We start from the raw sequence: 20,196 nt of genomic DNA on the forward strand, positions 1-20,196 counted from the left end.
GGCCCGTGCGTGAAGGCTCTCCGTAGTTCAATGGATAGAACGGCCGCCTCCTAAGCGGCAGATACAGGTTCGATTCCTGTCGGAGGGACCAGGCCCACGCTCACCCGGCCACCGCACCTTGGGATGCGGACCCGGCCGTCAGTTCGCTGCAGTGGCTGCCGGCACCGGAGCGCCGGCCATCGGATAACGCCAGCAGTCGCCATCTGCGCTGCGCTCGGCGCCTGGCAGGTCGACGAGCACACGGTCCATCACGTCCACGCCCATCTGCGCCAAGGTCTGCAGGCGGAATTGCCCGTCGTTGGGGAACCCGCGCCGCGTGCGGTGCAGATTGAAGCGATCCGACAACGCGCCGAAGCGCTGCTCGATCGCCGCCGGGCCGAGCATCAAGCCATACAGCCCGCCCCAGGTGGCCGCCGGGTTGTCCGAATCCCAGCCCGCCAGCACCGCGATCTTGAGGGTCTGCTGCATGTCGCCCGCACCGTAGAACAGGCTCACCAGGCTGGCCGCGAAATTGATGCCGGCCGCGAAGCAACCGTTGCAATACAGCCGTCGGCGGGTGACTTCATAGCCGTCGCGCTGCTCGACCTGGTAGCGCCGGTACAGCGCATCGCGCACCTGCTCCCAGGGCTGGCCGGCGCGGTGGCGCGCACGCACGAAGTCGTACATGCGGGCCGGGTACTGGTTGGACGGCAGTGCGCGGCGCGCCTCATCCGCCAACGCCAGCACCCGGGTGCGCAAGCGGGCGGCGTCCGCCACCTCGCCGGCCGGCAACACCGCAGCGCCGGCATGCAGCGCGACGTAGAACTGCGCAATGTCGGCCGCCTCGGCCGCAGCGGTGGTGCGAATCGGCAAGTCCGCCAAACGCGCCGCCACATCGGGGCGGCCCGGCGCCAAGGTGCCGAACAGCTCGGTGGTGAGTTGCGCGTCGATCATGTCGTAGTGGGGGTTCTGCGGCGGCATGCCGGTCAACGGCGGCAGCCACCCCTGCTGCATCAGATCGAAGGCCTGCTGGTTCGAGACCCACAGGTAGTTCTCGGGCTTGCCGTCGGCGGTGCGATGCGGCGTGTCGGCATCGCTGTAGATGTGGCGCAGCCAGCCCTGGCGGATCTGCTCGGCGCTCAACAGCGGCTGGCCGCTTTGATGCATCAGGTGCAGGTAGATGAGCTCGATGTCGCTGTCGTCATCCGAGCCCCACACCTCGCCGGGGCGGCGCACGACCCAGTCGATGGTGGGCGAGAGGTCACTGGGAACGCCCTGCCCCCAGATGCTGGGCTGATCCGGCTTGCCCCAGTCGGCACGCGTGTAGAAGCGCCCGGCCGGGCCAGGGCCGCCGATCTTGTCCATCTCCGTCACGAGGCCGGTCCAGTTGCCGATGCTCAGGCCCAACCAAAAGCCGTGCAGCCGCTGCGCATAGGCCCGGCGCGACACCGCCAGGCCGCCTGGCGCCGCGCGGCACTCGGCCGGCGGCGCGGCAGCCGCGTTCGAGGGCGGCTCCGCCGCGGCGTGCGCGGGCGCGCTCAGGTGCAGCCCGGCCGACAGGACGAGGCAGGAAACGAACAGGCGCATGACGACATCCAACGAATATGAAAGCGCTTTCATGTTCGCGGCGGTGGCGACGGACGTCAAGCTGCGGCAGGGCCTGCAGGCCGCGGCTCAGGCGCCGCGGCAGCCGCGCAGCACTCAGGCCTGGCGCCGCACCCGCGTCCACACCCGCGGCAGCACCAGCACGGCCACCAGCAGCACCAGCAGCCCCTGCGACAGCGGCCGCTCGATGAACACGCTCCAGCTGCCGCTGCCGATGGACAGCGCGTTGCGCCCCTGGGCTTCGGCCAGGGGCCCGAGGATCATGCCGACGACGACCGGCGCCGTCGGGAAGTCGAAGCGCCGCATGACCACACCCACCAGCCCCAGGCCCAGCATCAGAAACAGGTCGAACGCGCTCTGGCGCATGCCATACACGCCCACCGTCGCGAAGATCAGGATGCCCGCATACAGCTGCGGCTTGGGGATCTTCAACAGCTTCACCCACAAGCCCACCAGCGGCAGGTTCAGCACCAGCAGCATCACGTTGCCGATGTACAGCGACGCGATCAGCGCCCACACCAGCGCCGACGACGTCGTGAACAGCTGCGGGCCGGCCTGGATGCCATAGTTCTGCAGCGCGCTCAGCAGGATGGCGGCCGTCACCGAGGTCGGGATGCCCAGCGTGAGCAGCGGCACCAACGTGGCCGTCACGGCCGCGTTGTTGGCCGCCTCGGGGCCGGCCACGCCTTCGATGGCGCCGGTGGTGCCGAACTCATGCTTGTGGTCGCTGAGCTTGCGCTCGGTGGCGTAGCTGAGGAAGGTCGGGATCTCCGAGCCGCCGGCCGGGATGGTGCCGAAGGGGAAGCCGATGACCGTGCCGCGCAGCCAGGCCGGGATGGAGCGCTTCCACTCCGTCTTCGTCATGTGCACGCTGCTGAGCTTGTTGACCTCGGACTTGCTGCGGCCCTCGTACAGCGCCATGTAGAGCGTCTCGCCGACGGCGAACAGGCCCACGGCCACCAGCACGGTCTCGATGCCATCCATGAACTCGGGCACGCCGCCCGTGTAGCGCACCTGACCCGTGATCTGGTCCAGCCCGATGAGGCCCAGCGCCAGGCCGATGAACAGCGCCGTCATGCCGCGCAGCGTGCTCTTGCCCAGCACGGCGCTGACGGTCGTGAACGCCAGCAGCATCAGCAGGAAGTACTCCGGCGGGCCCAGCGTGACGGCGAAGTCCGCCACGACCGGCGCGAACAGCGTGACGAGCACCGTCGCCACCGTACCGGCGACGAAGGAGCCGATGGCCGCCGTGGCCAGCGCCGCGCCGGCGCGGCCGCTCTTGGCCATCTTGAAGCCCTCCAGCGCTGTCACCATCGTGCCGGTTTCGCCCGGCGTGTTGAGCAGGATGGACGTGGTGGAGCCGCCGTACATCGCGCCGTAGTAGATGCCGGCGAAGAAGATCATCGACGCGGTCGGCTCGACCTGCGACGTGATGGGCAGCAACATGGCCACTGTCACCGCCGGGCCCAGGCCCGGTAGCACGCCGATGCCGGTGCCGATGACGCAGCCGAGGAAGGCCCACAGCAGGTTGACGGGCGTGCCGGCGGCGGCGAAGCCGCCCATCAGCTGGTTCCACAGATCCATCATGATCGGCCGCTCCTCACAGCCAGCCGCTGGCCGTCAGGCCCGGCAGGTTGATGGCCAGCAGCTTGCTGAACATCCAGAACACCGGCGCCGCGATGGCCACGCCGGTCAACAGGTCGATGCCGCTGCGCTTCGCCCCGCCACCCGGCTTGCCCTCCGCCATGCGCAGACCGCGCACGGCGAGCGCAAAGCACAGGCCGCAGGCGAGGATGAAGCCGATCGTCGTGATGAGGCTGGCGTTGGCGACGACACCGCCCACCACCCAGGCCACGGCGCGCCAGTCGCCACGCTCGGCGCCGGACGGCGCCTCCATCTCACGGTAGCCGCCCGTGCGCGCCTCCCACACCAGCCAGCCGCCGCACAGCATCAGCACGACGGACACCAGCCACGGCAGCGCGTTGGGGCCAACACCCGCGTAGCCGGCATCCGACGGGATGAAGGTGGCGCCGAACGCCATGACGGCGCCGACGACGAAAACGCCGGCACCCACCAGCGCCTGGCTGGTGGTGGAAGGATTCACGCTGCTCATGGAGCCGCCTCCGTGTTTGTATTGGGCCGAGCGCCGGGCCGCCCCAAGCCGGCCCGTCTGGCGATGTGCTTGGCGGTCGATCCGCCAAGCATTGCCGTCCCCTCGGGGGACCGACCAGGCTTGCCGGCGTCCAGCCGACGCAAGACTGGGCGAGGGGCTTCAGATCATTCCACTCTTGACCATGATGGCGCGCAGCGTCGCGAACTCACGGTCGACGAAGGCATCGAACTCGGCGCCGGCCAGCAGAGCCGGCGTCCAGCCGTTCTTGTCGACGGACTCCGCCCAGCTCTTGCTCTTGGTGGCGGCCACGACCAGGGCCGTCAGCGCCTTGCGCTGCTCGGGCGTGATGCCCGGCGGCGCATACACGCCGCGCCAGTTGCCGATCTCGACATTGATGCCCAGCTCCTTCAGCGTCGGCGCGTTCACACCCTTCAGCCGTTCGGGCGAGGTGACCGCCAGCGCGCGCATCTTGCCGCTTTCCAGATAGGGCTGGAACTCGCTGAAGCCGCTGCCGCCGATGGTGACATTGCCGCCCAGGATGGCCGCCGTCGCCTCGCCACCGCCACGGAAGGGCACGTAGTTGATCTTGGCGGCGTCCACACCGACATCGCGCGCAATCATGGCGGCCGCCACATGCTCGGTGGCGCCGCGCGAGCCGCCGCCCCACTTGACGCTGCCGGGGTCCTTCTTCAACTGCTCGATGACGTCCTTCATCGTCTTCAGCGGCGAGGCTGCGTGGACGACGAACACGTTGTACTCGCTGATCAGGCGCGCAATGGGCGTGGCCTGCGTCAGGCTCACCGGCGGCTTGCCCGTGATGATGCCGCCCAGCATGACGGCACCCATGACCAGCAGCGCATTCGGGTCGCCCTTGCTGGCGTTGACGAACTGGGCCAGACCCAGCGCGCCGGCCGCACCGCCCTTGTTCTCGAACTGCACGGACGAGGCCACGCCCGCATCCTGCAGCGCCTTGCCGAGTGCACGGCCCGTGGTGTCCCAGCCGCCGCCGGGGTTGGCGGGGATCATCATCTTCATCGGCACGCCGGCCGCGCTGGCGCCCAGTGGCAGCGCGCCGGTGGCAGCCAGCGCCGCCAGGGACTTGAGGAAGGTGTCGCGACGCATGCTTGTCTCCTTGGTCTTGTCAGCTCAGAACGAGTGGTAGATGCCGGCCTCGATGCCGCGCGAATCGTCACCCAGGGCGATCGCCGACCCACCGGGGATCAGGAAGCGGCCCGTCTTGCTATTGTTGACCTGCGAGATCGTCGAGTAGAGCGATGTGCGCTTGGAGAGGTTGTGCACATAGCCCAGCGCGAACAGCTTGCCCGTGTAGTCCTCGCCATTGGCGCTGTTGCGCGACTGCGCATTGACGAAGCTGGCGCGGACGATGCCGCTGCCCAGCGCGTAGTGCGCGCCGATGACGAGGTTCTTCTGCTCGCGCGTCGTCTGCTTGCTGTTGTGCACCAGGCCCAGCAGCTTGAGCGCGCCGACCGTGTAGCTGCCGCCCAGGTTGACGACCTTGAACTTGGCACCGGCGGCGGTGTTGGTGGTCTCGGACACGCCCAGCGCCACGTCCAGCCCGTTGCCGGCCCAGCCCAGGCGCGCGCCGACGTAGCGGCCCGTGCTGCCCTCGCCCGCCGCCACCATGGCCTGGCCGTAGACGCCGCCCAGGTTGTCGGGCAGGAAGTAACCCACCGAGTTGTCGGAGCGGATCACGGTCTTGGCCGTGCTGGACGCGCCGTCGAAGCCGTAGACCAGGTTGCTGGCCGCGCCCACACCGTTGGTGCCGAAGGCGTTGAACTTGCTAATGTTCCAGAAGGTCGGCGTGTAGTCGCGGCCCAGGCGCAGTTCGCCGGCGTCCTTGCTCGCCACGCTGACCGTCGCGCGGCGGCGCCAGTCACCGCCCGAGCCGACGTCGGGGCCGATGGCGCCTTCGAGGTGGAAGCTGGCGCTCAGCCCGCCACCCAGATCCTCGCGGCCGCGGAAGCCGATGCGGCTGGTCTGCAGGCCGTCGATGCTCTCCAGGTTCAGCGTCTTGTTGCCGTTGGTCAGGCGCTGCACGCCGACATCGAGCACGCCGAAGATGGTGACGCTGGAGGACTGGGCCGAGGCCAGCGTGGCGGTGCCCGCCAGCAGGGCGGCGACGAGCGCCTTCGCTTGGAAGTTCATGGTTGTCTCCTGTGTATGACTTATGGGAGCCGCCATGGTTGAAAGCGAGGCTGTCAATCGGCTGTCCAACGCGTCGGGGTAAACCTCAGGCCCTGGCCCCATGCGCGCGGGTGCTAGCGTGTCGCCCATGAAGTTGCTGGTCATTGAAGACAACGCCGCGATGCAGACCACGCTGCAGCGCTCCTTCGAGCGGCGCGGCTTCAAGGTCGTCATCTGCGACGACGGCGCCAAGGCCTTGGGCCGCTGGCATGCGGCCGTGCCCGATGTGGTGCTGCTCGACCTGTCCATGCCCGGGCAGGACGGCCTGGACGTGCTGGCCCAGGCGCGCGCCGAGGGGCTGACGACGCCCGTCATCATCATCACGGCGCGCGGCACGCTGGGCGACAAGATCCTGGGCCTGAACACCGGCGCCGACGACTACCTGCCCAAACCCTTCGACCTGGACGAATTGGAGGCCCGCATCCGTGCGCTGGTGCGGCGCCAGGGCCAGGCCAGCGAGGGCTTCCGCGCGGCCGAGGCGCCGAGCTTCTGCGGGCTGCGCGCGGACGCCGACAGCGGCGCCGTCTACCACCACGGCCAGCCGCTGGACCTGCCGCCGCGCGAGGCGGCGCTGCTGCGCGCGCTGCTGGTGCGGCCGGGCCAGGCCGTGGCCAAGGACCGCCTGTTCGAGCTGGTGTTTGCCGACGCGGCCGACGCGCAGCCCGATGCCATCGAGGTGGTCGCGTACCGGCTGCGCAAGCGGCTGGCCGCCACCGGGGCCAAGCTCGTCACGCTGCGTGGGCTGGGCTACCTCCTGCAAGCCGATGACTGAGCTCGGCCAGCGCCTGGCCGGCCTGTCCATGCGGGCCCGGTTGCTGTGGGGCATCCTGCTGCCGGTGGGCCTCATCGTGGCCATCAACACGGTGAGCCTGTACCGCGACACGCTCCGCGCCGTGGACACCGCCTACGACCGCACGCTGCTGGCCTCGGCCAAGGCCATCGGCGAGCTGCTGGGCGTGGACGGCAGCGGCGAGCAGGCGCGGCTGGTGGCCGCCGTGCCCTACGCAGCGCTGGAGGCCTTCGAGACCGACAGCCGCAGCCGGCTGTACTTCCGCGTGCTGGGCTTCAAGGGCGAGATGGTGTCGGGCTACGAAGACCTGCCCGCGTGGCAGGGCAAGCTGCCCGACCAGGGCGCCTACCCGGCGCTGGTGGACTTCTATGACGACCACTACCGCGGCGAACCGGTGCGCATGGCGGTGCTGCTGCAGCCGGTGTCGGGCCAGACCGGCATGGGCCTGGCCACCATCCAGGTGGCCGAGACACTGGCGCTGCGCCGCAGCCTCGCGCGCCAGGTGCTGCTGCACACGCTGTGGCGGCAGGCGGCGCTGCTGGGCGTCATCGCCATCGTCGTGTGGGCCGTGGTGCAGCGCGCAACGCGGCCGGTGCGTGCGCTCAGCGCCGCGCTGCGCGAGCGCGACGCCGACGACCTCAGCCCGCTGCAGGCGCCCGACATGCCGGCCGAGCTCGCGCCGCTCATCGTCGCCACCAACGACGCGCTGGCCCGCCAGGCGCGGCTGCTGGAGCACCAGAAGCGCTTTGTGCGCGATGCGTCGCACCAGTTGCGCACGCCGCTGGCGGTGCTGAAGGTGCAGGTGCAGTCCGCCCGCCAGGGCGATGTGGAGCCGCAGCAGGCGCTCGCCGAGATCGACACCACGGTGGCCCGCGCCACGCAGCTGGCCACGCAGATGCTGGCGCTGGCCCGTGCCGAGCAGATGCGCCAGCAGCGCGACGACATGCCGGTGCTGGACTGGGCCGACATCGTGCGCGCGATGGCGCTGGACCTGGCGCCGCTGATCGCCAAGCAGGGGCTGGATTTCGACATCCACACCGAACCCGCCCCCATCACCAGCCATGAGTGGGCGCTGCGCGAGCTGACGCGCAACCTGCTGCACAACGCCATCCAGCACACACCGCCCGGCGGCCGGCTGGCCATCACGCTGAACACCGAAGGCCGCCACGCCCGGCTGCTGATCGCCGACGGCGGCCCGGGCCTGACGGACGCGCAACAGCAACGCCTGTTCCTGCCCTTTGCCACGGGCGAAGGCGGCAACGGCTCGGGCCTGGGCCTGGCCATCTGCCAGGCGCTGGTGCAGTCGCTGGGCGGTCAGATCACGCTGCGCAACCGGCTGCTGGAGGGGCGCATCGCCGGGCTGGACGCCTGCGTGGAGTTGCCGCTCAGTGGCCCGGCGAGCCCGCACGACGCACACGGCTGAAGCGCACGCTCGCCCTCACCCCCGCAGCGCAGCCGCCCGCGCCAGGTGCACACGGGCGCGGCTGTCCAGCCAGTTGTGGCGGTGCGTGCCGGCGGGTGGCGCCCACAGGTGCAGCAGCTGCTCGTAGCAATGGCCCAGCTCCAGGAAGCTCTGCGCCAGGTCGTCACGCCGCGTCAGCTGCGCGGCCAGCGCCTGCACCGCGGGCCCGCTGGGCTCGCAGCCGCAGCGCGCCGCCAGCTCGCGGGACTTGCCGTACTCGCCGTCCAGGCCCGCGATCAGCACCTGCGTGCGCCGCACGCCCACGCCGCGCAACAGCCGCTCGCCCTCCGGGTCACGGCAAACCTGCGCCAGGTGTGCCAGCAGCGCAAGCAGCCGCGTCCACAGGCGCTGCATCGCCTCACCCTGCAGCAACGCCCCAGGCGCCACGGCCCCAGGCCCGGCTGCGGCCTGAGCGGCGCGCATCACACGCTGCCGTCGGCAGGCAGCCGCAGGCCGTGGGCCAGCGCGGCCTCCAGCGGCCAGCGGCTGGCGCCGAGCACCGCCATGCTGCAGCGGCAGGCGTCCATCAGTGAGGTGAGCATGCGTGTCTCCTGCGCGCGAGCGCCGTGGTCTTGTGCGGCCGCCGCGCCCGGGGCCGAGGGGCCACGGCGCGACGCCTGGCCTGCAGTATTCGCAGGCGGCGGCGCGGTGGCCAGTTGCGTTTGTTGATGGCAGCCATAGCGCCAGGCTCGCAAGAACCCGCGCGCCAGCACGGCCGCGGCCGCTGCGGCACAGTGCCGCGCATGCCTGCTTGCCTGCCATTGCCTTCCCGCCAAGCCCGCGCCGCGCTGTCCTTGCTGGCCCTGCTCGCCCTGCTGGCGTGCATGGCGCTGATGAGCGGCTGCGCCAGCAGCCGCGACTGCGATTCGCCCTACGCCGCCTCGCCGCAGTTCCGCAACTGCCAGTTCACCAACCCGCCCAACCCGGCCACACCGCCCAGCGCCAGCGGCTGGCAGATCTGGTCGCGCTTCATCTTCGGAAGCAAGGTCGGCACGGTACCGGTGGACGCCATCCCCGTGCGCCCCGTCACGCGCGCGCAGCTGGACGCGCTGGACCCGCAGGCCAACCATGTCGTGCGGCTGGGCCATTCCTCGCACCTGCTGAAGCTGCAGGGCCGCTACTGGCTCATCGACCCGGTGTTCGGCGAGCGCGTGTCGCCCTTCAGCTTTGCCGGCCCCAAGCGCTTCCATGCGCCGCCGCTGGCGCTGCGCGAGCTGCCGCCCATCGCCGGCATCATCCTGTCGCACGACCACTACGACCACCTGGACGTGCCCACCATCGAGCACCTCGCCACAAAGGCCGAGCGCTACTTCGTGCCGCTGGGCGTGAAGGCGCGGCTGGTGGACATGGGTGTGCCGGCCGAGCGCGTGCAGGAGTTCGACTGGTGGCAGGCCGCCACGCATGCCGGCGTGACGCTGACCGCCACGCCGGCCCAGCACTTCTCGGGCCGCACGCTGGCCGACCGCAACCGCACGCTGTGGGCCTCCTGGGCGCTGGAGACCGGCGGGCAGCGCCTGTTCTACAGCGGCGACACCGGCTACTTCGACGGCTTCAAGGCCATCGGCGAACGCTTCGGCGGATTCGACCTCGCGCTGATGGAGAACGGCGCCTACGACAGCTACTGGCCCGCCGTGCACATGACGCCCGAGCAGAGCGTGCAGGCCTGCCAGGACCTGCGCGGCCGGGTGCTGTACTCGGTGCACAACAGCACCTTCGACCTGGCCTTCCACACGTGGCGCGACCCGCTGGACCGCATCGCCGATCTCACGTCGGCCCGCGGCATCACGCTGGCCACGCCCGAGATCGGCGAGGTGCTGACCGTGGGCGTGCCGCGCGAGAACCGGCGCTGGTGGACGGGGCTGAAGTGATGCAGCGCGCAGTCGTGGCAGCATCCGCCCCATGAGCCTGCATGTCGCCTGCCTGTGTGCCGCCTGGTGCCGCACCTGCGAGTCCTACCGCGAAGTCTTCGAAACCGCCTGCGCCGAGCTGCCCCAAGACGGACTGCGGGTGCACTGGATCGACATCGAGGACGAGGCCGAGCTGATCGGCGAGCTGGACATCGAGACCTTTCCCACGCTGCTGATCGCCGACGACGGGCAGGTGCGCTTCGCCGGCCCGCTGACGCCGCAACCCGAGACGCTCAAGCGCGTGCTGCGCGCCCATCTGGCCGACGCCGCGCCGGCCCGCGTCGAGCCCGCCTACGCCACGCTGGCACAGCGGCTGCGAGTCCGCAGCTGAACAGCTTCAGCCGGGTGCAGACGACCGTAGCACCCCGGATGCCGTTGCGCATCGCGACGCGCCAGAATCAGGCCGTCCGTCACAGGAGACCGCCCGCGTGAACGCCCGCATGCGCACCGTTGTTGCCAGCCTGGCTGCACTCGCCGCGCTGGGCGCGCAGGCCAGCTGCCCGCGCCCACTGCAGGTGCCACTCGCGCCCATCGGCGTGAGCGTCAGCTTTGACGGCAACCAGGCGACCGGCATCTACCCGACGCTGCTGCGCGAAGTGGCCGCCGACACCGGTTGCCAGCTGGAGGTGCAGCGCGTGCCACGCGCGCGCCAGCAAAAGCTGTTCGATGCGGGGCAGGCCCACCTGCTGGTGCCAGCATCGGCCACGCCGGCACGCGACGCCAAGGCGGAGTTCGTGCCGCTGATCCAGGTGCGGGCCAGCCTGCTGACGCTGGGGAGCGACCCCGCACCACCGCGCTCGCTGGCGCAGTTGCTGGCGAAGCCCGACTACAAGCTGGTCGTCGTTCGTGGCTTTTCCTTCGGCGCGGCCTATGACAGCGCCATCGCAACACTGCGCCAGCGCCAGCGCCTCGTCGAGGAGGCCGACACCGTCGGCGTGGCCCGCGCGCTGCAACGCGGCCTGGCCCAAGGCACCGTCATGACGGCCAGCATCCTCGTCGGCACGCTGATGGTGGAGCCCGAACTGCAGCCGCTGCTCAAGCAGCTGCAGAGCTCGCCCCTGGATGAGCTGGGCTGGAACGCGAGCGGGCTGTACCTGTCCAACAGCAGCCTCAGCAAGGCGGAGCGCGACACGCTGCGCACGGCCTTCGGCCAAGCCGCCCGCAACGGGCGGGTCTGGCAACTCTTCAACGAGCACCATCCGCCGGGCAGCCTGAGCCAGAGCATCCGCCCCCTGCCCTGAGCGACAGCGCCGGGCTAGTACTCGTCGCGCTCCACGCCCACGTAGCCTGGCGCGAGGTTCTCGAACTTGGTGTGCATGCGCTGGAAGGCCAGCTTCACCGTGCCCACCGGACCATTACGCTGTTTCGCAATGATGATCTCGGCCACCCCAGGCTCCTTGCACTCATCCTTCGTGTAGTACTCATCACGGTAGATGAACATGATGATGTCCGCGTCCTGCTCGATGGCGCCGGACTCTCGCAGGTCGGACATCATGGGCCGCTTGTCAGGCCGCTGCTCCACCGAGCGGTTCAGCTGCGACAGCGCGATGACGGGGCAGCGCAGCTCCTTGGCCAGCGCCTTCAGGCCCCGCGAGATCTCGCCCAGCACCGTCGCGCGGTTCTCCTCGCTGCCGCCGCCGTTGCCGGTCATCAGCTGCAGGTAGTCGATGACGATCAGCCCCAGCTGGCCGCTGATGCGCGCCTGCCGGCGTGCGCGGGCGCGCACCTCACTGGGCGACAGGCCCGGGCTCTCATCGATGTAGATCGCGGCCTTGCCGAGCTTGTCGACGGCCTCGGACAGCCGGCTCCATTCGTCGTCCTTGAGCTGGCCGGTGCGCAGGTGGCTCTGGTCGATGCGGCCGATGGAGCCCACCATCCGCAGCGCCAGCTGCGCGGCGCCCATTTCCATCGAGTAGATGACAACCGGCAGCCCCTCGTTGATGGCCACGTTCTCGGCGATGTTGACGGCGAATGCCGTCTTGCCCATGGACGGGCGCGCGGCCAGCACGATGAGGTCGCCCGGCTGCAGGCCCGCGGTCTGCTTGTCCAGGTCGTAGAAGCCGGTGCGCACGCCGGTCACGTCCTGGTGCCCGGCCTCGGCCAGCTCGTTGACGCGGTCGATCAGCGCGATGACCAGCCGGTCCATGCTCTGGAAGCCCTGCTGGCTGCGCGAGCCTTCCTCGCCAATCTTGAAGATCTTGCCCTCGGCCTCGTCCAGGATCTGGTTGACGGCCTTGCCCTGCGGGTTCATCGCGGCGGTGGCGATCTCGTCGGACGTCGCCACCAGCTTGCGCAGGATGGCGCGCTCGCGAACGATCTCGGCGTAGCGGCGCAGGTTGGCGGCGCTCGGCACGCTCTGCGCCAGCGCATTCAGGTAGGCCAGGCCACCGCATTCCTCGGCGCGGCCCAGCGACGTCAGCTCGTCGAAGACAGTCACCACGTCGGCCGGCTTGCCCGCGTTGACGAGCTTGCCGATGGCCGCGAACACCTGCTTGTGCTCGAAGCGGTAGAAGTCGCTCTCGGTCAGCAGGTCGGCCGCCTTGTCCCAGGCGGAGTTGTCGATCAGCAGGCCGCCGAGCACGCTCTGCTCGGCCTCCACCGAATGCGGCGGCACGCGCAGCCGCGCAACCTCATCGTCTTGCGGCGCAGTGGAAGGGGAAGCAGGGAAGATCGCAGACATGCCTGTGGATAAAGCTGTGGACGGCCTGGGAGCAAGCGGTGGGCGGAGCGGGACAACTCGGCCCTGAAAGACAGAAGGCCGAAACCCTCAGGGTATCGGCCTTCGTTGGATGTTGCGGCGACAAGCTGTCACCGCGCATCAGGGGAAGCGTTTATTCCGCTTCGGCAACCACGTGAACGGTGATCTCGACGACCACGTCCGTGTGAGCGGCGATGCTGACCGGGAACTCGCCCACGGTCTTCAGCGGGCCGTTCGGCAGGCGCACCTGAGCCTTGGCGACGGCGGTGCCGGCCTTGGTCAGTGCGTCAGCGACGTCGGCGTTGGTCACCGAGCCGAACAGACGGCCGTCCACGCCGGCCTTCTGGGCGATGCGGACGGTCTTGCCGGCGATGGCTTCACCCAGCTTCTGGGCTTCGGCCAGCTTGGCGGCGGCGATCTTTTCCAGTTCGGCGCGCTTGGCTTCGAATTCCTTGATCGCGGCTTCGGTGGCGCGACGGGCGGCCTTGGTCGGGATCAGGAAGTTGCGGGCGTAGCCGTCCTTGACCTTGACGACATCGCCGAGGTTGCCGAGGTTGGCGACTTTTTCGAGCAGGATCACTTGCATGTCGTCAGCTCCTTAGACCTTGTGCTGGTCGCTGTACGGCAGCAGGGCCAGGAAGCGCGCGCGCTTGATGGACACCGTCAGCTGACGCTGGAAGAAAGCGCGCGTGCCGGTCAGGCGAGCGGGCGTGATCTTGCCGTTTTCGGCGATGAAGTCGCGCAGCGTGTCGACGTCCTTGTAGTCGATCTTCTCGACGCCAGCGACGGTGAAACGGCAGAAACGCTTGCGGCGGAACAGCAGCGACTGTTGGTTGCGCTTGGGCTTCTTGTCCTTGGAGAAGCGACCTTTGCCACGAAGAGGGGGCATGTTGGACCTCTGTTAAATCTATCCGGATCAATCAATGTCCGGGTTCTGCGACTCAGCGGGTTCGATCACGGTGACGTGGGCGACAAAGCCCCGGCCGTTGCGCTGGTGGGTCAGGAAGCCGCGAAAGATCGCGTGGCCACCGATTCCCAGCGCCTGCAACTGCTTGGCCACCTCGCCCACCGCGACCGCCTTGATCTCCAGGGAGACCTTGCGCGGCTTGCCGGCTTCGATGACTTCGGACTCGGCCTTGAGGGCGGCGTCCAGGGCCATCAGCCCGGCGGGTGTGTAGCGAACTTGTCCGAGTTGCTGGATCTGTGCCTGCAGGTGAAGTTGATTCACGCTGTCGGCACGCTGTTCGAAAAACCTGGTTCTTCAGCGATGAGCGTCAGCTCAGGCCGCTTCTTGCTGCGGCGCCTTGCGGGCTTCTTCGCGCTCGACGGCCTTCATCATGACCGAGGGGGTCGTGATGGCCTTGTCCTGCACCACGGTCAGGTGGCGCAGCACGGCGTCGTTGAAGCGGAAGCCGGTCTCGAGCTCAACGAGGACTTCCTTGCTGGCTTCGATGTTCAGGCACAGGTAGTGGGCCTTGGCGAGCTTCTGGATCTGGTAGGCCAGCTGACGGCGGCCCCAGTCCTCGACACGGTGCACGACACCGCCGCCGGCGGTGATCAGGCCCTTGTAACGCTCCAGCATGGCCGGAACCTGTTCGCTTTGATCCGGATGGATCAGCAGAACGATTTCATAGTGACGCATGAGTACTCCTTGTGGATTCCAGCCCGGCATGGTCGGAAGTGACGGCCGGCCTGAGGAAGCCGCGCCACGGCGTCTACTCGTGGTGCGGCAAGGCGAAGCCCGTGATTCTAGCCCGCAACCTGAAAAATCCCAAACCGGCGCCGCATCAGCGCGGTGGCGGCGTGCGCAGGGTCTCAACGATCTCCCGCTCGCGGGGCCCGGGGGGCGCCGTCATCAGGCTGGCCAGCACCAGCACCAATGCCCCGGCCGGCACGCCGAACACGGCCGCCGCCGCCGGCGGAATGCCCCACAGCAAGGACGCCGGCCCTGCCAGGCCGAACAGCGACCGCAGGTCGGGGTGGGCCATGGCCAGGTAGGCCAGGCACACGGCCAGCCCGCTCAGCATGCCAGCCAGCGCGCCGACTCGATTGGCGCGCCGCCAGAACACGCCAGCCACCAGCGCCGGGAAGAAGGTCGAGCCGGCGATGGAGAACGCCGCCGTCACGACGGCCAGGATGTCCGCCGGCCGGCTGGAAGCCACGGCCGCCGCCGTCAGCGCAGCAGCCAGCAGCAGCGCCTTGGACAGCGTGACGCGCCGCGTGCGTGAGGCATCGGGGTTGATGGACTTGAAGTAGATGTCGTGCGAGAGCGCGCTGGAGATGGCCAGCAGCAGCCCGTCGGCGGTCGACAACGCCGCGGCGAGCCCGCCGGCCGCCACCATGCCCGAGATCACATAGGGCAGGCCCCCCAGTTCCGGCAGCACCAGCATGACAAGGTCGGGATGCAGCCGCAGCTCGCCCAGCTGCAGGCGGCCGTCGCCATTGAGATCCACCGCCGAGAGCAGCGCGGGATCGACGCGCTGCCACTGGCGTATCCAGGCCGGCAACTGGTCGAACGCCGTGCCCACCAGGCCGTTGAACACCTCGGTTTTGACCATGACGGCCAATGCTGGCGCCGTCAGGTAGAGCAGGCAGATGAACACCAGCGACCAGGCCACCGACTCACGCGCCGTCGCCACCGAGGTCGTCGTGTAGTAGCGCGTCAGCAGGTGGGGCAGGCCGGCCGTGCCCACCATCAGGCACAGCGCCAACGCGATGAAATTGCGACGCGAATCACTGCCCGGCGCGGCATCCTCCGCATTGCCGCGGGGCGAGGCCTCGGGGAATGGCTGGGAATGCGGCACCAGCCCGGACAGCGGACGCGCACGCTGGGTCTCGCTGGCCTGCTCGCGGCGCCATTGCTCCTCTGCTTCGGCCGGCGTGCGCGGCATCGCGGCGCGCTGCTTCTCCGCCGCCTGGATGGCGGCCAGCGGCGCGCCCTCCGCCTTCAGCGCAGCAACGCGTGCAGCGGCCTCGGCCTGCGCCTTGGCCAGCGCGGCAGGCACATCCTGCAGCCGGGCGGCCGCGGCGTCGGCGCGCTGCTGGTGCAGCGCCCGCACCTGCAGCTCGGCGGGGTCGTGGATGAGTTCGCGCTCGCGCTCGGCCAGCTGGTGCAGCTGCTGGCCGTACACCAGCTGCGGCAGCGGCCAGCCGGTCTGCTTGACGCTGAGCCAGATGACCGGCACCAGGTAGGCCAGGATCATGATCAGGTACTGCGCCACCTGCGTCCAGGTGACGGCACGCATGCCGCCCAGGAAGGAGCACACCAGCACGCCGCCCAGGCCCACGAACACACCCACCTCGAAGGCCAGGCCGGTGAGCCGCGTCGTGATCAACCCCACGCCGTAGATCTGCGCGACGAGGTAGACGAAGGACACCAGGATGGCGGCGGCGGCGCCCAGCAGCCTCAGCGCACGGCTGTCGAAACGCTCGCCGAGGAAGTCGCCCAGCGTGAACTGACCGAAGCGGCGCAAATAGGGCGCGATGCACAGCGCCACCAGCACGAAGCCGCCCGTCCAGCCCAGCACATAGGCCAGCCCCGAGTAGCCGCTGGCGTACAGCGTGCCCACGAGGCCGATGAAGCTGGCCGCGCTCATCCAGTCGGCCGCGGCGGCCATGCCGTTGTAGAGCGGCGGCACGCGCCGGCCGGCGACGAAGTACTCCGCCGGATCCGTGGTGCGGCCCAGGATGCCGATGACGGCATAGACCGCCACCGTCGCGCCCAGGAAGGTGTAGCCGATCCATGCCTTGGGCATGCCGCGCTGCTCGGCCACGCCCAGCGCGACGACGAGTGCGATGAAGCTCAGCGCGAAGACGGCGTAGCGGCGGTGGAGGCGGTTGGCGAGCACGGCCGCGATGATGGCAACAAAAAGCCCGGGTTCCCCTTACGGAGAACCCGGGCCTCGGGTCGTCAGCGGTGAAGCTTTACTTGGCGGCCAGGCGCTGCCAGGTGTCGATCACCGTATCGGGGTTCAGCGAGATGGACACGATGCCTTCCTCGGCCAGCCAGTCGGCGAAGTCCGGGTGGTCGCTGGGGCCTTGGCCGCAGATGCCGATGTACTTGCCGGTGGCACGGCAGGCACGGATGGCGCGCGAGATCATGGCCTTGACGGCCGGGTCACGCTCGTCGAAGTCGCCGGCCAGCTGCTCCAGGCCGGAGTCGCGATCCAGGCCCAGCGTCAGCTGCGTCAGGTCGTTGGAACCGATGGACATGCCATCGAAGTGCTCCAGGAACTGCTCGGCCAGGATGGCGTTGCTCGGCACCTCGCACATCATGATGACGCGCAGGCCGTCCACGCCGCGCTTCAAGCCCCGCTCGGCCAGCATGTTGACGACCTTCTCCGCCTGCTTCACGGTGCGCACGAAGGGCACCATGATCTCGACGTTGGTCAGGCCCATGTCCTTGCGCACGCGCTTGAGCGCTTCGCACTCCATCGCGAACGCGTCCTGGAACTCGCCGCTGATGTAGCGCGACGCGCCACGGAAGCCCAGCATCGGGTTCTCTTCGTCCGGCTCGTAGCGGCTGCCGCCGATGAGCTTGCGGTACTCGTTGGACTTGAAGTCCGACAGGCGCACGATGACCGGGCGCGGGAAGAACGCGGCGGCGATGGTCGCCACGCCTTCGGCCAGCTTGTCCACATAGAACGCACGCGGCGACGCATGGCCGCGGGCCACGGACTCGACGGCCTTCTTCAGGTCGGCGTCGATGTTCGGATAGTCCAGGATGGCCTTGGGGTGGACGCCGATGTTGTTGTTGATGATGAACTCGAGGCGGGCCAGGCCCACGCCGCCGGACGGCATCTGCGCGAAGTTGAAGGCCAGCTGCGGGTTGCCGACGTTCATCATGATCTTGATGGGGCAGTACGGCAGCTCGCCGCGGTGCACCTCGCTGACCTCGGTCTCCAGCAGGCCGTCGTAGATGTAGCCGGTGTCGCCCTCGGAGCAGGCCACGGTGACCAGTTGGCCGTCCTTGAGCTTGTCCGTCGCGTCGCCGCAGCCGACGACGGCCGGGATGCCCAGCTCACGCGCAATGATGGCCGCGTGGCAGGTGCGGCCGCCGCGGTTGGTGACGATGGCGCTGGCGCGCTTCATGACCGGCTCCCAGTTGGGGTCGGTCATGTCGGTGACGAGCACATCGCCGGGCTGCACGCGCTCCATGTCGGCGACGTTGTCGACCAGGCGGACCGGGCCGGTGCCGATCTTCTGGCCGATGGCGCGTCCCTCGGCCAGCACGGCGCTGTGGGCCTTGAGCTTGTAGGCCAGCTCCACCTGGCCGGCCGCCTGGCTCTTCACCGTCTCGGGGCGGGCCTGCAGGATGTAGAGCTTGCCGTCGATGCCGTCACGGCCCCACTCGATGTCCATCGCGCGCCCGTAATGCTGCTCGATGATCAGCGCGTACTGGGCCAGCTCGGTGACCTCGGCGTCGTTCAGCGAGTAGCGGTTGCGCGCCTCGACGGCCGTGTCCACCGTCTTCACCAGCTTGCCGCTGGCCGCCTTTTCCTCCGGCGTCGAGAACTCCATGCGCAGCAGCTTGGAGCCCAGGTTGCGGCGGATGATGGCCAGCTTGCCGTTCTTCAGCGCGGGCTTGTGGACATAGAACTCGTCCGGGTTTACGGCGCCCTGCACCACCGTCTCGCCGAGGCCGTAGCTGGAGGTGATGAAGACAACGTCCTGGAAGCCGCTTTCGGTGTCGATGGTGAACATCACGCCGGCGGAGCCCAGGTCGGAGCGCACCATGCGCTGCACACCAGCGGACAGCGCCACGTCACCGTGAGCGAAGCCCTTGTGCACGCGGTAGCTGATGGCGCGATCGTTGTAGAGCGAGGCGAACACCTCGCGCATCTTGTGCAGCACCTCGTCGATGCCGTGCACGTTCAGGAAGGTTTCCTGCTGGCCGGCAAAGGACGCGTCGGGCAGATCCTCGGCCGTGGCGGAGGAGCGCACGGCGAAGGTCGCGTCCGGGTTGTCAGCGGTCAGCTGCGCATAGGCGGCTCGCACGCCGGCTTCCAGGTCTGCCGGGAAGGGCTGGTTCTCGATCCAGCCGCGGATCTCGGCACCGGCCTGGGCCAGCGCACGGACGTCGTCGGTGTTGAGCGAGCTCAGCCGCGCCGCGATGCGCGCGTCCAGGCCCTCGTGCTTGAGGAACTGCCGGAAGGCATGCGCGGTCGTCGCGAAGCCCCCGGGAACGCGCACGCCGCTGGCGGCGAGCTGCGAGATCATTTCGCCGAGGCTGGCGTTCTTGCCGCCAACTGCCTCGACATCGGTCATCCTCAGGTTCTCAAACGGTACGACCAGGGCGGTCGCCTCGAACAGGGTGGACATGAAAAAACTCCGGGAGGTTGAAAAACCGGTGTCGTCGCGTCGTCCGGGCCCGGTGCCGAGCTCAGGGGCTCAAGGCAGGCGCGGCTCCATCCATTTCTGGATTCTTCTTGGAGGATGGCGGCGCGCATGGGGCTGATCGCGAGGAATTGCGGCTGATTCTAGGCGGTTCGTACCCGCGCGTAACCTGCGCCGGACGTGCGAAAGGTCCGCTGTTGGGAAACACCCCCCTCGCCCCGGGGGCGCTGGCTATCATGGCCGGAACATCGACTTCCGAGCGCTTCGCCATGACCGCCAGAACTGTCTATTTCGTCTCTGACGGCACCGGCATCACCGCCGAAACCTTCGGCAACTCCATCCTGGCGCAGTTCTCCATCAAGCCGCGCCATGTGCGCCGGCCCTTCATCGACACGGCTGACAAAGCGCATGCCGTGGTGGCCGAGATCAACGAGCTGGCCGTGCGCGAGGGCGAGCGCCCCATCGTGTTCGCCACGCTGGTGGACCGCGACGTGCTGAAGATCGTGCGCGAGCACTGCCAGGGCCGCGTGATGGACATGTTCGGCACCTTCATCGAGCCGCTGGAAGACGAGTTCGGCATCAAGAGCAACCACCGTGTGGGCCGCTTCTCGGACGTGGCGCAGAGCCAGGAGTACCACGACCGCATCGAGGCCATCAACTTCTCGCTGGCGCACGACGACGGCCAGTCGGCCAAGAACCTGGACGTGGCCGACGTCATCCTCGTCGGCGTGTCGCGCTCGGGCAAGACGCCGACGTCGCTGTATCTTGCGATGCAGCACGGCATCAAGGCGGCCAACTACCCGCTGATTCCGGAGGACTTCGAGCGCCGCAAGCTGCCGCCGGCACTGGTGCCGCACCGCCGCAAGTGCTTCGGCCTGACCATCGACCCCGAGCGGCTGTCCGGCATCCGCAACGAGCGCCGCCCCGGCAGCAAGTACGCCGACGCGCTGAACTGCCGCTACGAGGTCAACGAGGCCGAGGCCATGATGAAGCGCGAGGGCATCTCGTGGCTGTCGTCGACGCACAAGAGCATCGAGGAGATCGCGACGACCATCCTGCGCGACATCCGACCCGACCGGCTGATCTACTGATGCCGGCCTG

19 protein-coding genes and 1 tRNA gene are annotated in these 20,196 nt (G+C 69.0%); 7 read left to right on the forward strand and 13 right to left on the reverse strand.

Annotated features, from left to right (window positions below; all coding sequences use genetic code 11):
- The first annotated feature begins 16 nt into the window (after positions 1 to 16).
- Positions 17 to 91: transfer RNA gene (locus NYO99_RS15935), tRNA-Arg, on the forward strand.
- 47 nt (positions 92 to 138) lie between these two features.
- Here the strand turns inward: NYO99_RS15935 and NYO99_RS15940 are convergent.
- From NYO99_RS15940 to NYO99_RS15960, 5 genes are all read right to left on the reverse strand, one after another.
- Complete coding sequence (locus NYO99_RS15940) at positions 139 to 1,566, reverse strand: ADP-ribosylglycohydrolase family protein (protein ID WP_268168235.1); 1,428 nt, start codon at positions 1,564 to 1,566, stop codon at positions 139 to 141.
- Positions 1,567 to 1,680: 114 nt separating this feature from the next.
- Positions 1,681 to 3,168, reverse strand: coding sequence for a tripartite tricarboxylate transporter permease (locus NYO99_RS15945; protein ID WP_268168621.1), 1,488 nt, complete (start codon positions 3,166 to 3,168; stop codon positions 1,681 to 1,683).
- 16 nt (positions 3,169 to 3,184) lie between these two features.
- Entirely contained in the window at positions 3,185 to 3,697 is a 513-nt protein-coding gene (locus NYO99_RS15950) for a tripartite tricarboxylate transporter TctB family protein (RefSeq protein ID WP_268168236.1), read from the reverse strand.
- A gap of 159 nt (positions 3,698 to 3,856) precedes the next feature.
- Positions 3,857 to 4,819: a tripartite tricarboxylate transporter substrate binding protein gene (locus NYO99_RS15955; RefSeq protein WP_268168237.1), complete on the reverse strand. Its 963-nt coding sequence runs from the start codon at positions 4,817 to 4,819 to the stop codon at positions 3,857 to 3,859.
- A 24-nt stretch (positions 4,820 to 4,843) separates the two neighbouring features.
- Positions 4,844 to 5,863: a porin gene (locus tag NYO99_RS15960; protein WP_268168238.1), complete on the reverse strand. Its 1,020-nt coding sequence runs from the start codon at positions 5,861 to 5,863 to the stop codon at positions 4,844 to 4,846.
- 127 nt (positions 5,864 to 5,990) lie between these two features.
- On the opposite strand from NYO99_RS15960, the gene NYO99_RS15965 reads away from it, so the two are divergent.
- Both NYO99_RS15965 and NYO99_RS15970 read left to right on the forward strand, forming a co-directional pair.
- Complete coding sequence (locus tag NYO99_RS15965) at positions 5,991 to 6,674, forward strand: response regulator transcription factor (RefSeq protein ID WP_268168239.1); 684 nt, start codon at positions 5,991 to 5,993, stop codon at positions 6,672 to 6,674.
- Entirely contained in the window at positions 6,667 to 8,115 is a 1,449-nt protein-coding gene (locus NYO99_RS15970; RefSeq protein WP_268168240.1) for a sensor histidine kinase, read from the forward strand. The genes NYO99_RS15965 and NYO99_RS15970 overlap by 8 nt, the downstream gene beginning before the upstream one ends.
- Before the next feature lie 15 nt (positions 8,116 to 8,130).
- Here the strand turns inward: NYO99_RS15970 and NYO99_RS15975 are convergent, their stop codons facing one another.
- On the reverse strand, positions 8,131 to 8,577 hold the full coding sequence (locus NYO99_RS15975) for a low molecular weight phosphatase family protein (RefSeq protein WP_268168241.1): 447 nt from the start codon (positions 8,575 to 8,577) through the stop codon (positions 8,131 to 8,133).
- A 338-nt stretch (positions 8,578 to 8,915) separates the two neighbouring features.
- On the opposite strand from NYO99_RS15975, the gene NYO99_RS15980 reads away from it, so the two are divergent.
- The 3 genes from NYO99_RS15980 to NYO99_RS15990 all read left to right on the forward strand — a co-directional run bounded on the left by NYO99_RS15980 (position 8,916) and on the right by NYO99_RS15990 (position 11,302).
- Positions 8,916 to 10,022: an MBL fold metallo-hydrolase gene (locus NYO99_RS15980; RefSeq protein ID WP_268168242.1), complete on the forward strand. Its 1,107-nt coding sequence runs from the start codon at positions 8,916 to 8,918 to the stop codon at positions 10,020 to 10,022.
- A gap of 31 nt (positions 10,023 to 10,053) precedes the next feature.
- Positions 10,054 to 10,392 (forward strand): thioredoxin family protein, encoded by a 339-nt coding sequence (locus tag NYO99_RS15985; RefSeq protein ID WP_268168243.1) that lies wholly within the window; start codon positions 10,054 to 10,056, stop codon positions 10,390 to 10,392.
- A gap of 109 nt (positions 10,393 to 10,501) precedes the next feature.
- A complete protein-coding gene (locus NYO99_RS15990) occupies positions 10,502 to 11,302 on the forward strand; it encodes a substrate-binding periplasmic protein (protein WP_268168244.1) in 801 nt (266 codons plus the stop codon).
- Between the two features lie 14 nt (positions 11,303 to 11,316).
- Here the strand turns inward: NYO99_RS15990 and dnaB are convergent, their stop codons facing one another.
- From dnaB to ppsA, 7 genes are all read right to left on the reverse strand, one after another.
- Positions 11,317 to 12,741, reverse strand: coding sequence for a replicative DNA helicase (gene dnaB / locus NYO99_RS15995; RefSeq protein WP_268168245.1), 1,425 nt, complete (start codon positions 12,739 to 12,741; stop codon positions 11,317 to 11,319).
- 151 nt (positions 12,742 to 12,892) lie between these two features.
- On the reverse strand, positions 12,893 to 13,345 hold the full coding sequence (gene rplI / locus NYO99_RS16000; RefSeq protein ID WP_268168246.1) for a 50S ribosomal protein L9: 453 nt from the start codon (positions 13,343 to 13,345) through the stop codon (positions 12,893 to 12,895).
- A gap of 12 nt (positions 13,346 to 13,357) precedes the next feature.
- Entirely contained in the window at positions 13,358 to 13,648 is a 291-nt protein-coding gene (gene rpsR / locus NYO99_RS16005; protein WP_268168247.1) for a 30S ribosomal protein S18, read from the reverse strand.
- Between the two features lie 27 nt (positions 13,649 to 13,675).
- Positions 13,676 to 13,987 (reverse strand): primosomal replication protein N, encoded by a 312-nt coding sequence (gene priB / locus NYO99_RS16010; RefSeq protein WP_268168249.1) that lies wholly within the window; start codon positions 13,985 to 13,987, stop codon positions 13,676 to 13,678.
- Between the two features lie 51 nt (positions 13,988 to 14,038).
- A complete protein-coding gene (rpsF, locus tag NYO99_RS16015) occupies positions 14,039 to 14,401 on the reverse strand; it encodes a 30S ribosomal protein S6 (RefSeq protein WP_268168250.1) in 363 nt (120 codons plus the stop codon).
- 145 nt (positions 14,402 to 14,546) lie between these two features.
- Complete coding sequence (locus NYO99_RS16020) at positions 14,547 to 16,607, reverse strand: VC_2705 family sodium/solute symporter (protein WP_268168251.1); 2,061 nt, start codon at positions 16,605 to 16,607, stop codon at positions 14,547 to 14,549.
- A 76-nt stretch (positions 16,608 to 16,683) separates the two neighbouring features.
- On the reverse strand, positions 16,684 to 19,080 hold the full coding sequence (gene ppsA / locus NYO99_RS16025; RefSeq protein WP_268168252.1) for a phosphoenolpyruvate synthase: 2,397 nt from the start codon (positions 19,078 to 19,080) through the stop codon (positions 16,684 to 16,686).
- A gap of 284 nt (positions 19,081 to 19,364) precedes the next feature.
- On the opposite strand from ppsA, the gene ppsR reads away from it, so the two are divergent.
- The gene (gene ppsR, locus NYO99_RS16030; protein ID WP_268168253.1) at positions 19,365 to 20,186 is read left to right on the forward strand and encodes a posphoenolpyruvate synthetase regulatory kinase/phosphorylase PpsR; all 822 of its coding nucleotides are present in this window, start codon (positions 19,365 to 19,367) and stop codon (positions 20,184 to 20,186) included.
- The last annotated feature ends 10 nt before the right edge of the window (positions 20,187 to 20,196 follow it).

It is taken from the genome of Roseateles hydrophilus (assembly GCF_026712245.1).
GTDB lineage: Bacteria > Pseudomonadota > Gammaproteobacteria > Burkholderiales > Burkholderiaceae_C > Pelomonas > Pelomonas hydrophilus.

Bases quoted from the DNA above. Each gene is read 5' to 3' on its own strand.
- NYO99_RS15945 (WP_268168621.1), bottom strand. From the start codon at position 3,168: ATGGATCTGTGGAACCAGCTGATGGGCGGCTTCGCCGCCGCCGGCACG.
- rpsF (WP_268168250.1), bottom strand. From the start codon at position 14,401: ATGCGTCACTATGAAATCGTTCTGCTGATCCATCCGGATCAAAGCGAA.
- NYO99_RS15990 (WP_268168244.1), top strand. From the start codon at position 10,502: ATGCGCACCGTTGTTGCCAGCCTGGCTGCACTCGCCGCGCTGGGCGCG.
- ppsA (WP_268168252.1), bottom strand. From the start codon at position 19,080: ATGTCCACCCTGTTCGAGGCGACCGCCCTGGTCGTACCGTTTGAGAAC.
- NYO99_RS15950 (WP_268168236.1), bottom strand. From the start codon at position 3,697: ATGAGCAGCGTGAATCCTTCCACCACCAGCCAGGCGCTGGTGGGTGCC.
- NYO99_RS15965 (WP_268168239.1), top strand. From the start codon at position 5,991: ATGAAGTTGCTGGTCATTGAAGACAACGCCGCGATGCAGACCACGCTG.
- NYO99_RS15970 (WP_268168240.1), top strand. From the start codon at position 6,667: ATGACTGAGCTCGGCCAGCGCCTGGCCGGCCTGTCCATGCGGGCCCGG.
- NYO99_RS15940 (WP_268168235.1), bottom strand. From the start codon at position 1,566: ATGCGCCTGTTCGTTTCCTGCCTCGTCCTGTCGGCCGGGCTGCACCTG.
- dnaB (WP_268168245.1), bottom strand. From the start codon at position 12,741: ATGTCTGCGATCTTCCCTGCTTCCCCTTCCACTGCGCCGCAAGACGAT.
- NYO99_RS15985 (WP_268168243.1), top strand. From the start codon at position 10,054: ATGAGCCTGCATGTCGCCTGCCTGTGTGCCGCCTGGTGCCGCACCTGC.
- rpsR (WP_268168247.1), bottom strand. From the start codon at position 13,648: ATGCCCCCTCTTCGTGGCAAAGGTCGCTTCTCCAAGGACAAGAAGCCC.
- NYO99_RS15955 (WP_268168237.1), bottom strand. From the start codon at position 4,819: ATGCGTCGCGACACCTTCCTCAAGTCCCTGGCGGCGCTGGCTGCCACC.
- rplI (WP_268168246.1), bottom strand. From the start codon at position 13,345: ATGCAAGTGATCCTGCTCGAAAAAGTCGCCAACCTCGGCAACCTCGGC.
- NYO99_RS15975 (WP_268168241.1), bottom strand. From the start codon at position 8,577: ATGCGCGCCGCTCAGGCCGCAGCCGGGCCTGGGGCCGTGGCGCCTGGG.
- NYO99_RS15960 (WP_268168238.1), bottom strand. From the start codon at position 5,863: ATGAACTTCCAAGCGAAGGCGCTCGTCGCCGCCCTGCTGGCGGGCACC.
- ppsR (WP_268168253.1), top strand. From the start codon at position 19,365: ATGACCGCCAGAACTGTCTATTTCGTCTCTGACGGCACCGGCATCACC.